Raw genomic sequence first — 13809 nt, 5'->3', positions numbered from 1 at the left:
GAGGTGCCTGCCAGGGTTTCGGGAAAGGAAAAGCGGATGCCGGCCAGATTCAGGCGCATCGCCGAAGAGCGACGCGCGGTTTGCCCTGTCCTGATCGACGGCCTGCCGGTCGAGGCGCTGGAGGGAGATACCGTGCTGACGGCGCTGATGCTGTCGCGCGGGTTCGCTCGCCTTTCGGAATTCGCCGATGGCAAGCGGGCGGGTTTCTGTCTGATGGGTGCCTGTCAGGATTGCTGGGTCTGGACCGGGCAAGGCGAACGGCTGCGCGCCTGTTCCACCGCCGTTCTCCCGGGCATGGATATCAGAACCGAGGTTCCGGAGGGATTATGGCAGATTTGCGCGTCGTGATCGTGGGCGCCGGCCCCGCCGGTACGCGTGCCGCGGAGACGTTGGTGCGGGCGGGACTTAGCCCCATCGTCATCGATGAGGGGGACCGCAGCGGCGGCCAGATTTATCGCCGTCAGCCGCAGAATTTCCGTCGCTCCTATGCGGCGCTTTACGGCACGGAAGCGGGCAAGGCGAGGGCTTTGCACGAAACATTCGACGGTCTTTCGGACCGTATCGATTATCGCCCGCAAACACTCGCCTGGGCAATCCGCGACAATCACATTCATATTCAGCGCGCAGAGACATCCGAAGCCCTGGATTTCGATGCCCTCATTATCGCATCGGGCGCGACCGACCGCATCATGCCCTTGCCGGGCTGGACGAGGCCGGGTTGTTTTTCGCTCGGCGCCGCGCAGATAGCCCTGAAGGCGCAGGCCTGCGCGATAGGGCGGCGGGTCGTTTTCATGGGCACGGGACCGCTGCTTTATCTTGTCGCCTATCAATATATGAAGGCGGGCGCGAAACCCGTGGCGGTGCTGGATACCACGCCGCTTTCCACGCAGATCAGGGGCCTGCCGGGGATGATGGCGCGGCCGTCACAGCTCCTCAAAGGCATGCGGCTTGTCGCAGCGCTGCTTGCCGGTGGAGTAAGGATCGAGCGGGGCGTCGAGCCGATAGAGATTATCGGCGACAACGACAGCGGGGTAAACGCGTTGCGGTATCGAACCGCTTCTGGTGCGGAAAAGCGCCTCGCCTGCGATGCTATCGGCATGGGCTACCATCTGCGGGCGGAAAGCCAGCTTGCCGATCTTGCCGGGTGCCGCTTCTCCTTTCATCCGCTGATCCGGCAATGGCTTCCGGATGTGGACGATATGGGGCGCAGTTCCGTGCCGGATGTCTATCTTGCAGGCGATGGGGTGCGCATTCTCGGTGCGGATGGTGCGGAAGCCTCCGGTCGGCTTGCTGCCTTCGCGCTGCTTGAGGATCACGGCTTGAAGCCATCCCGTGCGGAAATCGGCCGCTGCCGCAAACGACTGAAAGCCGCGAGCCGCTTTGCCCAGGGAATGGCCCGGGCCTTCCCTTGGCCGAACCACTTGGCGAAGGCACTTGCCGACGACACGATTATCTGCCGCTGCGAGGTGGTGACGGCGGGCGAGTTACGCGCAAGCGTGACCAATAAGGGCGCAACGGAGGTCAACCGCTCGAAAGCTTTCTCGCGGGCCGGCATGGGGCGATGCCAGGGGCGGTTCTGCGGGCCGGTGGGACAGGAGATTGTCGCGGCCGCCTGTGGTCTGCCGGTGGAATTGGCCGGACGGCTGCGCGGGCAGGCGCCGGTGAAACCACTGCCTCTGGCGATTGTGAGAGGAGGCGACGATGCGTAACCCGCTTGCGGAGGCCGATGTCATTATCGTTGGTGGAGGCATTGTCGGAACCGCCACCGCGTTTTTCCTGCGGCAACGGGGCGTCAGTGTCATTCTGCTGGAGCGTTTCCTTGTCGGCCAGCAGGCAAGCGGTACCAATTTCGGCAATGTCCGCCGTCAGGGCCGTTATCTCGGGCAGCTTCCGCTCGCCAACAGATCACGCGACATCTGGAGTCGGATACCGCAGCTCACCGGCGCGGATGTGGAATTCATGCCCGTCGGCCATATCCGGTTTCTCTGGGCGGAAGAACAGATCGCCGCGGTCGAGAAATACCGCGACGATGCCGCGCAATATGGTCTGGAGTTGCACATCCTCTCGGGCGAGGCTGTCAGGCAGAAATTCCCCTTTATCGGGCCGGAGGCCGTTGCCGGATCATGGTCGCCGCATGATGGTCACGCCAATCCGCGTCTCGTCGCGCCCGCCTTTGCCCGCGCGGCGCGGCGGGACGGAGCAATGGTCGTGGAAAATTGCGAGGTTCTGGCCATAGAAAAGATCGGCGAGGACTTCCTGGTAACGACGGTGGAAGGGGATTATCGCGCGCCCGTGGTGCTGGTCGCCAGCGGTGCATGGGGTGGCGGGTTTGCCGCTGCGCTGGGGGAGGCGGTGCCGCTGGAAGTGGCCGGGCCGCAAATGGGCGTGACGGAACCCTTGCCATGGTTCATTCAACCCGTTGTCGGCGTCTCCACCAAAATTCCGGGTGAAGTGATCTATATGCGGCAAATTCCGCGCGGAAACGTCATTTTCGGCGGGGTGAAACGATGCGCCGCCGCACTGGACGAACGCCGGGCGAAATACGATCCCGCCGGGCTCGATGCCCAGTTGCGACAGCTTTTGCGGCTTGCGCCCGCCCTGCGCCATGCGCGGCTGATCCGCACCTGGTCCGGCGTGGAAGGTTATATGGCCGACGATCTGCCTGTCATGGGAGACAGTGCCGCCACTTCCGGCCTTTATTACGCTTTTGGCTTCAGTGGCCATGGCTTCCAGATCGGACCGGGTGTCGGCGATGTAATGGCGGAACTGATCGCGACCGGGAAGACCACGACGCCGATTGCGGATTTTCACATCGGTCGTTTCCGCAGCGGTAAACATGTCTCATCCCATTAGGGAAGGGTCAGAAATCGGCGACTTTACCCCATGATGAATCAAGGAAACGGCTGGGGTGATAGGCGGCGGGATCGACGATTGGGTTCGAACCCGTCACGATATCGGCGATCAGATGGCCGGCGCCTGGTCCAATGCCGAAACCATGGCCGCTGAAACCGGCGGCGAGAATGAAGCCGGGCAATTCGCTGGTTTCGCCGATGGCGGGCACGCCATCCGGCGTGCTGTCGATGAAACCGGCCCAGGCGGCAGAAATCTGTGTTTTGCGAAGGGCAGGCAGAAGCTCCAGCGCCCTTTTGTGGGTCTCGCGGATGGCGGCGGCATTCGGTTTCGGATCGAGAATACGAACCCGTTCCATCGGTGTCGGCGCATCCAGCCGCCAGCGTTTCAGCGTCTCGTGGCCGCCGCGAATGCCCTCCAGTCCGCCCGGTCGCAGGCTGCGCCAGCGCTTGAGGAACATCGGGACGAATTCGCGGGCAAACCGCATCTGCTGCGCCGTCGGGTCGATGCGTCCCAGCCCGCTGATGGCGAGCGTGTAGCCGCCGTTGTTCCGTTTCGTTGCCGAGACGGCGGCGGTGTGCAGCGCATCCGGCAGACCTTCCGCGCCCGGCGTGACGGCGAGAATGGAGGAACGGACGGAGGCCTGCGGGAAACGAATGCCGAGCTGGCGGCAAAAAGACGATGCCCAGGCCCCGCCGGACATGATGGCGGTTTTTGTGCGGATCGTGCCTTTTTCGGTGATGACGGCGCTGACCCGGCCGCCTTCCGTCTCAAGCCCGCGTGCGGCACAATTCTGATGCACCGTGCCGCCCAGTTTGATGATGGCGCGCGCCACAGCGGGTGCCGCCATGGAAGGGTCGGCAGTGCCGTCCGTCGGTGAAAACACGCCGCCCTTCCAGCGCTTTGCCGTGGACCGGCCGCGTTCGCTCGCCTCATCGGCGCTCAGCATATGGGTCGTCACGCCTGCGGTAATGGCAAAGTCGCGCCAGCGTGCCCAGCCGGCAAGTTCGGCCTCATTGTCGCTGAGGTAAAACAGCCCGCAGCGGCGAAACCCCGTGTCTTCGCCGCTCTCTGCGCCAAATTCTTCCCACAATGCCAGGCTCTTCGTGGAAATCGGCAATTCGCGAGCATCTCGGTTCTGCTGGCGGCACCAGCCCCAGTTGCGGCTGGATTGCTCCGCCCCGATCAAGCCCTTTTCGACCAGCGCCACTTTGAGGCCGCGCCGGGCAAGATAATAGCTGGCAAAGACACCGACGATACCGCCGCCGATAATGACGGCGTCCGCGGATGTCGGAAGTTCCGGCGATGTCGTGATCTGTTGCAGCGGGGCGGGCATGGTCGGACTCCTTATATCCGTCCTAATTTACCCGAGCCGGCGTGTAAACGCTGCCAGACTGGGCTTGTTACCGGAATCTCCTGCTGTTCGGTGATGCTTCTGCAACTCTTTATGCTGCATCAAAAAAATATCCGCGCATCGACAGGGTTCGCCCATGTGGTAGGATTTACGTCAATGCGCCAGAATTTTATGCTGCGCTTAGAAAAACAAAAAAGGGGTTCCGTATATGATGAAACTTGACCGGATCGACATCAAGATTCTCTACGAACTGCAGAAAAACGGTCGCATCACCAATGTCGAGCTGGCGGAGCTTGTCAATCTGTCGCCCAGCCCCTGCCTGATGCGGGTGAAGAAGCTGCAGGCGGAAGGTTATATCGAGGGCTATTCGGCGCAGATCAACATCAACAAGCTCGGCCAGACGCTGACGGTGTTCACCGAGATCACACTGAAGAACCACCGCCAGATCGATTTCGCCCGCTTCCTCGGCGTTGTCGAAAAGATCGACCAGGTGGTGGAATGTCACCTCGTTTCGGGCGGTTACGACTATCTGCTGAAATTCGTCACCTCCGGCATCGTCGAATATCAGTCGATCATGGAGCGGCTGACCGATATGGATGTCGGCATCGACAAATATTTCAGCTTCGTGGTGCTGAAATCGCCGATCATCAAATCGCACATGCCGCTGACCAGCCTGTTTCCGCTTTGAGGTGGGAGAACGGTTCTTCAGTCAGATGCTTGCTCTATCTCAACGTCATCCTCGGGCTTGAGGCGAGGATCCATAGCCCGTCGAGATCAATGGATCCTCGCCTCAAGGGCGAGGATGACACCGAGGGAGATTTTGGTGCTTCCCAATCCACCTTGCCATCGCCAGCCTCACCTCTTCGAAAACGCCCGCACCAGCTCCGCATCCTGCTGAAGATTGTCGAGCCATGTCGGGTCGAGTTTCGGCACCGAGGAGAACAGCAGTTTCGAATAGGGATGCGTCGGCGATTTGATCGCTTCCGTTTCCAGATGCTCCACCTTTTGCCCGCCATACATCACGACGATTTCGTCGCAGATGGTTTCCACCACCGAAAGATCGTGGCTGATGAAGATATAGGAGAGGTTCAGCTCCCGCTGCAATTCCCCAAGCAGGTCGATGATCGCGGCCGCGACCACGGTATCGAGCGCCGAGGTGATCTCATCGCAGATGATGAGCGACGGTTCGGCGGCAAGCGCCCGGGCGAAATTGATGCGCTGCTTCTGCCCGCCGGAAAGGCCGGAAGGATGGCGATGACGCACCGAGCGCGGCAGCTTCACCATATCGAGAAGCTCATCGATCCGGGCGTCGCGCGCCTTGCCTTTCATGCCGTGATAGAAGGTCAGCGGCCGGCCGAGAATATCCTCGATCGGTTTCGAGGGGTTGAGTGCGGTATCGGCATATTGGAACACGATCTGCATGCGGCGCAGCTGGTCGCCGGTTCGGCGCCGGGCATCCGCATCCAGTTCCCGGCCTTCGAAGATGACATGGCCGCTGGCTGCGGGCAGAATGCCGGCAATGGCGCGCGCCAGCGTCGATTTTCCGCAGCCGGATTCGCCGATGATGCCGAGATTGCGGCCGGGATAGACCGAAAGGCTGACGCTATCCACCGCGCGCACCAGCGGCATCTTGTCTTCGCCCTTGGTTCCGTAACCGGCGATCAGCTTTTCTATATCCAGCAGCGGCGTTGTCTGCTCCTGTTTGACCGGTGTGACGACGCGTGCCTTGTCATGAAAGGCTGTCAGCAGTTCCTTTGTATAGGGATGCTGCGCATTTTCGAGGATATCCTTGGTCGTACCGGTTTCCTGAATCTCGCCGCCCTTCAGCACCACGATCCGGTCGGCGATCTGGGCGACGACGGCAAGATCGTGCGAAACATAAACGCCGCCGATGCCGTTCTTGCGCATTGCCGATTTGAAGGCGCGCAGCACTTCGATCTGGGTCGTGACGTCGAGCGCGGTGGTCGGCTCGTCGAAGATCACCAGCTTCGGGTTGCCGATCAGCGCCATGGCGGCGGAGAGGCGCTGGAGCTGGCCGCCGGACACCTGATGCGGGTAACGCTCGCCGATGGTCTGAGGGTTGGGCAGCGACAGCGCCTTGAAAAGTTCCACTGCCCGCGTCCGTGCCTCCTGCGGCGGCATCAGATGGTGGATGCGGGTGACCTCGATGACCTGATCGATGATCTTCTGCGCCGGGTTGAAGGCGGCGGCGGCACTTTGCGGCACATAGGCCACTTTCGTACCACGGACTTTGGCGCGTTCGGCTTCGGAAAGCTGCACCATGTCCTGGCCCGCCACCTTGACGCTGCCGGCGGAAATGCGGCAACCGGGCCGGGCATAACCCATCAATGTCAGCGCGATGGTGGTCTTGCCGGAACCGCTTTCGCCGATCAGCGCGACGATTTCGCCGTCGGCGATGTCGATGTCCACGCCCTTGATGATGTCGATACGGCGGCCGGAATCAGTGGTCGCCTCGACCTTCAATCCGCGGATTTCAACGAGATTGTTCATGATTCGCTCCTGTCGCGGATTTTCTGCGGCAGATTGTCGATCAGCAGGTTGACGCTGATCGTCAGGCTGGCAATCGCCAGCGAGGGGAAGATGACGGCAGGCGCCGCAAACGGCAGGCCGCCGATGTTCTCACGCACCAGCGCGCCCCAGTCCGCATTCGGCGGCTGCAGGCCGAGGCCGAGGAAGGAGAGGCCTGACAGAAGCAGCACGATGAACACGAAGCGCACGCCAAGATCGGCAAGCACGGGCCTGACGATGTTCGGCAGGATTTCAGAGCCGATCAGGTAGAACAGGCTTTCGCCGCGCACCCGGGCGACGGTGACGAAATCCATGGTGTTGACATTGACGGCGAGCGCCCGGGCAAAACGATAGGCGCCCGGTGTATAGATGACCGAGAGCGTGACGATCAGCACCGGAATGGACGAGCCGACGGCGGCTACGACCACGAGGCCGAAAAGCTTGCTCGGAATGGAATTCACCGCATCGAGAAAGCGGCTGAGCGCCGCATCGAACCAGCCGCCGATGACGGCGGCGCACATGCCGAGCACGACGCCGGAGGTGCAGGCGATGGTGACGGCAGCGAGCGATATGCCGACCGTGAAACGCGCGCCCATGAGAATGCGGGAAAACACGTCGCGGCCGAGATAGTCGGAACCGAGCCAGAGATCTGACGTCATCGGCCCGAAATAATCGAGATCGACGATTTCACCGACCGGATGCGGAATGAGATAGGGCGCGAAGATCGCCACCATGGCCCAGAAAAAAATGACGAGAAAGCCGAAAACGCCGACTGCGTTGATCTTGTAACCCAAACGCGAGGTCCCCGAAGTTGTTTTGATACTGTCGGCCATCAGCGCAGCCTCGGATTGGACATGATGGCGATGATGTCAGCCGTCGTGATGAGGAGGAGATAACCGACGCAGAAGATCATCGCGCAGCTCTGGATCAGCGGCAGGTCGCGGGTCGCGACGCCATCGACCATCAGCTTGGCGATGCCGGGATAGTTGAAGATCGTCTCGACGATGATGACGCCGCCGACGAGATAGGAAAGCGACAGCGCCACCGCATTGACGATGGGGCCGAGCGCATTGGGAAGCGCATGGCGAAGCACGATGCGCATGCGCGGCGCACCCTTCAAAAGCGCCATTTCGACATAGGGCGTATCGAGCGTCTCGATCACGGCGGCGCGGCTCATGCGGATCATCTGCGCAGAAACGACGAAGGTCAGCGTGATGACCGGCATGGCATAGACCCGCAGCACATCGAAAAGTGTGTGAACCTCGCTGACCAGCGACAGCGCCGGCAGCCATTTCAGATAAACGGCGAAAAGCAGCACGGCGAGTGTGGCAATCATGAATTCCGGCACCGAGATGACGCCAATGGTCAGCACGGTGACAACCCGGTCATAAAGCGTTCCGCGCAGCATGGCGGAGCTGATACCGAGGGTCAGCGCCAGCGGCACGGCGATGATGGTGGTAATGCCGGCAAGCTTCATGGAGTTGACGAAGCGCGGGCCGATAAGATCGGCAATCGCCATATTGTTGGCGTAGGACGTGCCGAGTTCACCCTGCAGCAGGCCCAGAAGCCAGCGGACAAAACGCAGGAGGGCCGGATCGTCGAGATGCATGGCGGTGCGCAGGCCCGCCACGGCCTCCGGCGTCGCCGCCTGGCCAAGCAGGATCGTCGCCGTATCGCCGGGCAGCAGGCTGGTGGCGGAAAAGACGATAAACGACACGATAAGCAGCGTCGTCAGCATGACGACCAGCCGCCTGGCGATAAGGGATAATATCCGGCTGTTCATTCACATGCTCCTGCGACGTGCCTGATTGTGGAGGCTTTCCGCAACGACGGAAAGGCTGCCGGGCGCATTCTCGCGCCCGGCTCCATGGTCTATCAGGCTTCGAGCCAGACGTATTCCGCAAAGGCATAACCCATCATGCCGCCGAGCGGATTGGCTTCCAGCCCCTTCAGCTTGGAAGTGATGGCGTCGACGTTCGAAATATAGGCGGGAATGATGGTGCCGGCTTCATCGGCGATCATCGTTTCCAGTTCGAAGTAGATCTGCTTGCGCTTTTCGATATCGAGCATGCCGCGGGCTTCAAGCATCAGCTTGTCGAATTTCGGCGACTTGTACTGGCTTTCGTTCCACGGTGCGTCGGAAGCGTAGAGCAGGGAGAACAGGATGTCCGGCGTCGGGCGCGGATTGATGTTGCCGAAATGGACCGGCGCCTTCAGCCAGTAATTGCTCCAGTAACCGTCCGAAGGCACCCGCTGCACATCCAGCTTGACGCCGATTTCGGCGGCGGAAGCCTGGATGATCATCGCCATGTCGACCGAAGAGCTTGCCGCATCCGATGCGATGACCGGAATGGACTGGCCGATGAGGCCTGCCTTCTGGAAATGGAACTTCGCCTTGTCCGGATCGAAGGCTTTCGGCTTCAGGTCGGGATTGTGGTATGGGCTCATCGGCGGAACCGGCTGGTCGTTGCCGACTTCACCCAGGCCGCGCAGTGCGGCCTTGACGATCTGCTCGCGATTGACGATCGACTTCATGCCGGCGACGAAATCGGCATTGTTGCCCGGCGCCTGGTCGAGCCGCATGTTGAGGTTGGTGTAGTTTCCGGATGTCGTCTTGGAAAGAACGACACCGTCCTGCTTGTCGAGCAGGCGCAGTGCACGCGGGTTGATGGAGGCTGCAAGCTGGATATCGCCGGAAAGAAGCGCGTTGACGCGGGCATTATCGTCGGAAATCGCGATGAATTCGAAGCTGTCGATGTGCGGGCCGCCGGACTTCCAGTAATTGGCGTTCTTGGCCATGATCGAACGGACGCCGGGCTCGAATTTTTCAAGCTTGAAGGCGCCCGTGCCGTTGCCCTTGGAGAAATCCGTGGTGCCGTCGGCGACGATCATGAAATGGTGCAGGGCCAGAATGGATGGAAGGTCGGCATTCGGGTTTGCCAGCGTGATTTCTACCGTGCTCTTGTCGAGAGCCTTGAAGCCGGTCATCTGCGCGGCGATCTTGGCGACCTTGGAACCGACGGCCGGATCGAGATGGCGCTTCAGCGAATAGACCACATCGTCGGCCGTCAGCGCCTTGCCGTCATGGAAGGTGACGCCGGAACGCAGTTTCACGGTCCAGGTCTTGGCGTCCTTGGTTTTGATGGACTCGGCCAGTTCCAGCTGCGGTGTGCCGGAAACGTCCAGGAAGCTCAAACGGTTATAGAGCGCGCAGCAACGAACATAGTCCGTCGAAAGCGAGGCCTTCGCCGGATCGAGCGTATCGGCGGTGGAGGAGGACCAGCCAGCAGCTTTCAGCGTGCCGCCGGAAACCGGCGTCGCGGCAACCGCCTGAGAGGCGCGGCCGAGAATGGCCGAACCGGCGGAAAGGGCGACGCCGCCCGCCAGCAGCATGTGAAGCAGCTCACGCCGCGTTGCGCCGCGCCGGATCGCCTGTTCAACGGCGGCATCGTCGGAGCGGGTCCAGTTTGTAATCCTGTCACTCATGGTCTTCCCCTTTTGTATGATTTGTTGAAATGCGTCTGAAGAAATTTCCGGCATGCCACATCCCAGTTCGCGGCACGCCATTGGCGGGGCGGCTCAGCCGCCCGTCTGTCTCACTGCTTCGGCAAGGCCGGCCATGGAGGTGAAGTGGTAGTCCGGCTTGGTGAAGTTTTCCGGCTCGATCGTACCGCCATAACCCTTCTGGGCGTGGCGTCGCTCGATCCAGCAATTGGTCATGCCCAGTTTCCGGGAGATGCCGATATCGTGGTACTGGCTTTGCGCGACATGCAGAATGTCGTCCTTCGATGCTCCCTCGCTTTCCACAAAGGCAAAGACCTTTTCGAAGAAGGCGGGATCAGGTTTTTCGGTGCCGGTGTCATCCGCCGTGAAAGCGGCATGAAAGGGATTGCCGAGTTCCTTCGAGAAATAGTCGAAGGCCCAGCGCTGGGCGTTGGTCATGGCGATGAGACGATGCGTTTTGGCAAGTTCCGCCATGGCGGCTCGGCTGTCTTCAAAGCCTTTCCAGCTTTTTGCCGCATCGCGCAGACGCTCGCCGAAAGCGCGTTCCGCCGGCAGGCCGAGTTCAGGAGCGATGATCAGGTATACGCGGACGAGATCGTCCGGAAACAGATCGGTCGCGTCGGAATAACGGGCGGCGCGATAGAGCGCGAGCGCCTTTTCACCGTCTACCTCCACGCCGCTTTCCGCGCCGATTGCAGCCAGCGTCGATTTCAGGCCGCCTTCGAAATCGATGAGAGTCCCCACCACGTCGAAGCTCATATATTTGAAGTCGCTCAGTTTTTTGGGCAATGTCGGTCTCCGCTTTGCCGCCTTAAGCCTCTTGGGGAGCCTGCGGCAGATTATTCTGTTCCCGGACGGGATCCTTGCCCCGTTCCCATTTGCGATTACGCCCTTTTTTATGGCGTTTCGTGCCGTTTGCATTCATAGTTTGGCACTTTCGGCACGCCGGATTCGCCGAAATGGATCGGCTCTTCGGCAGAATATTGCGAATATGCGGTGCGTTGCGACATTTCGAGAGGGTGCCGCAACGCCGCCCGGCTATCGCCTCAGGCCATGGCGGCCCGCACCGCGGGGTCTTCGAGCGTCTGGTCGAGGGTCTTCAGCGTCCGCTCGATGATGGCGTCGATCTCGCTGTCGGTGCAGCAGAGCGGCGGCGCGTAACCCAGAATGCCGTTCGCAAAGGCGCGCACGATCAGGCCGTTTTCCCAGGCGCGGTCGAAAACTTTTCGCGCGGGGGCGGCTGCGGCCGGCAGCGGCGTTTTCTTGTCCTTGTCGGTCACAAGTTCTATGGCGGCGAGCATGCCGCGCCCGCGGACATCGCCGACCAGCGGATGGCTTCTCAGGCTCTCAAGCCCCGCCATCAGCCTTTGACCGGCGCGGCGGCCGTTTTCCAGCAGCCCGCCCTCGTAAAGTTTCAGCACTTCGAGACCGACGGCGGCGCTGACGGGATGGGCGGAATAGGTATAGCCATGCCCGATTGCGGCCTCGCCTGCGAAGTCGGCTATCGTATCATAGACGTGGTCCGCCATGAAGACTGCGCCCATCGGCACGTAGCCGGAGGTGAGGCCCTTGGCGGTGGTGATGAAGTCCGGCACGATATCCTCGTCGGCACAGGCAAACAGCGGTCCCGTGCGGCCAAAGCCGGTGATGACCTCGTCGGCGACGAAGAGGATGCCATAGGACCGGCAGAGGTCGCGCATGGCCTTGATCCAGCCCGGAGGCGGCACGAGAACCCCGCCGGAACCCTGGATCGGCTCCGCATAGAAGGCGGCGACGCGGTCCGGACCGATCGCCTCGATCTTGTCCTTCAGGATTTGCAGGGAGGATGCGATGATGGCGGCCGGCTCGCTTCCCACCGGGTTACGGTAGGCGTAATGCGACGGGATTTTGTGCTGCCAGTCGTAGGGCACGCCGAAACCAGCATGGAAAGCGGGCAGGGCGGTGAGGCCCGAACCGGCGGTGGTGGAGCCGTGATAACCCTGTTCGATGGAGATAAACTGGTCGCGCTGCGGCTGGCCCTTGGCATGCCAGTAATAACGGATGAACCTGATAGTGCTGTCCACCGCATCGGAACCGCCAAGCGTGAAATAGACGTGGTCGAGATCGCCCGGTGCGCGGTCGGCAAGCTCCGAGGCAAGCCGGATCGCCGGTTCGCTGCCAATGTCGAAATAGGCCGTCGCATAGGGCAATTCCCGCATCTGCTTTGCCGCCGCCTCGACGATGCTGTCATGGCCGTAACCGGCATTGACGCACCACAGGCCGGCAAAACCATCGATGAGCTGATGGCCGGTCATATCGGTGACGGTGGCGCCGCTTGCCGATTGCAGCACCCGCACGCCCAGCTTCTCATGGCCACGGAAGGAGGAGACGGGGTGCACCAGATGGGCGCGATCCAGTTCGATCAGTGAATTGCTTAACATGGGTCTCTCCGGATTCAGCCCAGCGCCTGGCTGGTCAATGCGAATGTTTTCAGTTTCTTGTCAGCGGGAATTTCGGTTTTCGACCGGCGCATGGTGATGCCGCCGCCGACATGGCCAAGGCCCCGTTCGGCAAGCCAGGGGGCAAGGCCCGTGTCGGCCGTGGTGTCCACACGCAGGAATGCGCCGGGACGTTCAGAAAACACGAATGCGATCAGTTCTTTCGCGATTTCAGCATTTTCCGCCACGACCGGGCCGATGACTTCGCCGCGTCCGAAGGCGCGAAGTGCCGCAAAACCCTTGATGACGCCCTGTTCCTGCACGATTGCGAAACGCGCCCTTTCGGCAAGTGCCGCAAAGAGGGCCGTGCGATCCGCACCGAAAGCCTGCGCATCGAGCGCGGCGAGTTCGGCCGGAACGATGGTTTCCGCCCAGGCCACGCCTTCCGGCCTGTCGGTCGTCGTCGGAATGCCCTGATGCTGGAGCACCTCGCCGCAGGCGGTAAAGCCCAGCTTTTCATAAAGGGGCAGGCCGTCGGTCGTGGCGACGAGACGGCACTCGCGATTTTCTGCCGCGTCCATTGCCGCGCCCATCAGCTGGCGTCCAAGGCCGCGGCCGCGCATGCTCTCATCCACGATCACCATATTGACGGTGGCGCAGGTGTCTCCGAGAAGCGTCGCCATGGCGGTTCCGACGACACGCCCGTTTTCCAGGGCGACGAAACCCTTGCTGAGGGAAAGGACCAGCGCCCAGTCTTCTTTCCGGTGCGGCCAGCCGGCCTGGCGGGAAAGTTCAACGGCCGCATCGAGGTGGTCCGGTTGAAACGTTTGGATATCGATCAGGCTCGCTTGCATGCCGGAACTCCATTTTTCTGCTTATTCATTGATAGACTGATGCCCAAAGAAGATTGTCCCGACAAATGGGAAGGTTCGATATGTTTCGCTGTTGCTTTTATCCGCCGCCGCATCTTATGCCGCATCTTGTCCGCATCCGGCCGTAAACCGGGGACCGGCGGCGGCTTCCGGTTTGCCTCAACGCAACTCTCTGCCAAACTGGCGGCTGCATACGCAACAATCTGCTTCCGCTGACGGCAATTGCGGTGCGTCGACCGGGCAAAGGCTTTCTATGATCAATGCATTCCGGCACGGCCGATCC

At 61.3% G+C, this 13809-nt stretch carries 12 protein-coding genes; 4 read left to right on the top strand and 8 right to left on the bottom strand.

Features of this window, described 5'->3' with window-relative positions:
* Positions 1–36: 36 nt before the first annotated feature.
* From ACIQUH_RS04755 to ACIQUH_RS04745, 3 genes are read left to right on the top strand one after another with little or no spacing between them, the layout of a single operon-like run.
* On the top strand, positions 37–348 hold the full coding sequence (locus tag ACIQUH_RS04755) for a (2Fe-2S)-binding protein (RefSeq protein ID WP_400812870.1): 312 nt from the start codon (positions 37–39) through the stop codon (positions 346–348).
* The gene (locus tag ACIQUH_RS04750; RefSeq protein WP_400812869.1) at positions 327–1709 is read left to right on the top strand and encodes an FAD-dependent oxidoreductase; all 1383 of its coding nucleotides are present in this window, start codon (positions 327–329) and stop codon (positions 1707–1709) included. The genes ACIQUH_RS04755 and ACIQUH_RS04750 overlap by 22 nt, the downstream gene beginning before the upstream one ends.
* A complete protein-coding gene (locus tag ACIQUH_RS04745) occupies positions 1702–2853 on the top strand; it encodes an NAD(P)/FAD-dependent oxidoreductase (RefSeq protein WP_400812868.1) in 1152 nt (383 codons plus the stop codon). Before ACIQUH_RS04750 ends, ACIQUH_RS04745 begins: the two co-directional genes overlap by 8 nt.
* 7 nt (positions 2854–2860) lie before the next feature.
* On the opposite strand, the gene ACIQUH_RS04740 is transcribed toward ACIQUH_RS04745, so the two are convergent.
* Positions 2861–4186, bottom strand: coding sequence for an NAD(P)/FAD-dependent oxidoreductase (locus ACIQUH_RS04740; protein WP_400812867.1), 1326 nt, complete (start codon positions 4184–4186; stop codon positions 2861–2863).
* Positions 4187–4415: 229 nt separating this feature from the next.
* Between ACIQUH_RS04740 and ACIQUH_RS04735 the strand changes: the two genes are divergently transcribed.
* Positions 4416–4892 carry an Lrp/AsnC family transcriptional regulator gene (locus ACIQUH_RS04735; protein WP_003506856.1) on the top strand — a complete coding sequence of 159 codons (477 nt, stop codon included), beginning with the start codon at positions 4416–4418 and terminating at the stop codon, positions 4890–4892.
* A gap of 167 nt (positions 4893–5059) precedes the next feature.
* Here ACIQUH_RS04735 and ACIQUH_RS04730 read toward each other — a convergent pair whose 3' ends face one another.
* The 7 genes from ACIQUH_RS04730 to ACIQUH_RS04700 form a co-directional block, all read right to left on the bottom strand.
* The gene (locus tag ACIQUH_RS04730; RefSeq protein ID WP_400812866.1) at positions 5060–6715 is read right to left on the bottom strand and encodes an ABC transporter ATP-binding protein; all 1656 of its coding nucleotides are present in this window, start codon (positions 6713–6715) and stop codon (positions 5060–5062) included.
* On the bottom strand, positions 6712–7566 hold the full coding sequence (locus tag ACIQUH_RS04725) for an ABC transporter permease (protein WP_400812865.1): 855 nt from the start codon (positions 7564–7566) through the stop codon (positions 6712–6714). The genes ACIQUH_RS04730 and ACIQUH_RS04725 overlap by 4 nt, the downstream gene beginning before the upstream one ends.
* Entirely contained in the window at positions 7566–8516 is a 951-nt protein-coding gene (locus tag ACIQUH_RS04720) for an ABC transporter permease (protein WP_196380584.1), read from the bottom strand. The genes ACIQUH_RS04725 and ACIQUH_RS04720 overlap by 1 nt, the downstream gene beginning before the upstream one ends.
* Before the next feature lie 92 nt (positions 8517–8608).
* The gene (locus ACIQUH_RS04715) at positions 8609–10219 is read right to left on the bottom strand and encodes an ABC transporter substrate-binding protein (protein WP_400812864.1); all 1611 of its coding nucleotides are present in this window, start codon (positions 10217–10219) and stop codon (positions 8609–8611) included.
* A 93-nt stretch (positions 10220–10312) separates the two neighbouring features.
* Positions 10313–11026, bottom strand: a complete 714-nt coding sequence (locus ACIQUH_RS04710) for an HAD-IA family hydrolase (RefSeq protein ID WP_400812863.1) — start codon at positions 11024–11026, stop codon at positions 10313–10315.
* Positions 11027–11283: 257 nt separating this feature from the next.
* Positions 11284–12657 carry an aspartate aminotransferase family protein gene (locus ACIQUH_RS04705; RefSeq protein ID WP_400812862.1) on the bottom strand — a complete coding sequence of 458 codons (1374 nt, stop codon included), beginning with the start codon at positions 12655–12657 and terminating at the stop codon, positions 11284–11286.
* A gap of 14 nt (positions 12658–12671) precedes the next feature.
* Complete coding sequence (locus ACIQUH_RS04700; protein ID WP_400812861.1) at positions 12672–13508, bottom strand: GNAT family N-acetyltransferase; 837 nt, start codon at positions 13506–13508, stop codon at positions 12672–12674.
* Positions 13509–13809: the final 301 nt, after the last annotated feature.

It is taken from the genome of Agrobacterium sp. NPDC090283 (assembly GCF_044769685.1).
GTDB lineage: Bacteria > Pseudomonadota > Alphaproteobacteria > Rhizobiales > Rhizobiaceae > Agrobacterium.
The sequence above is the reverse complement of the archived record's forward strand: the minus strand, read 5'-3'. Positions and strand labels throughout refer to the sequence as shown.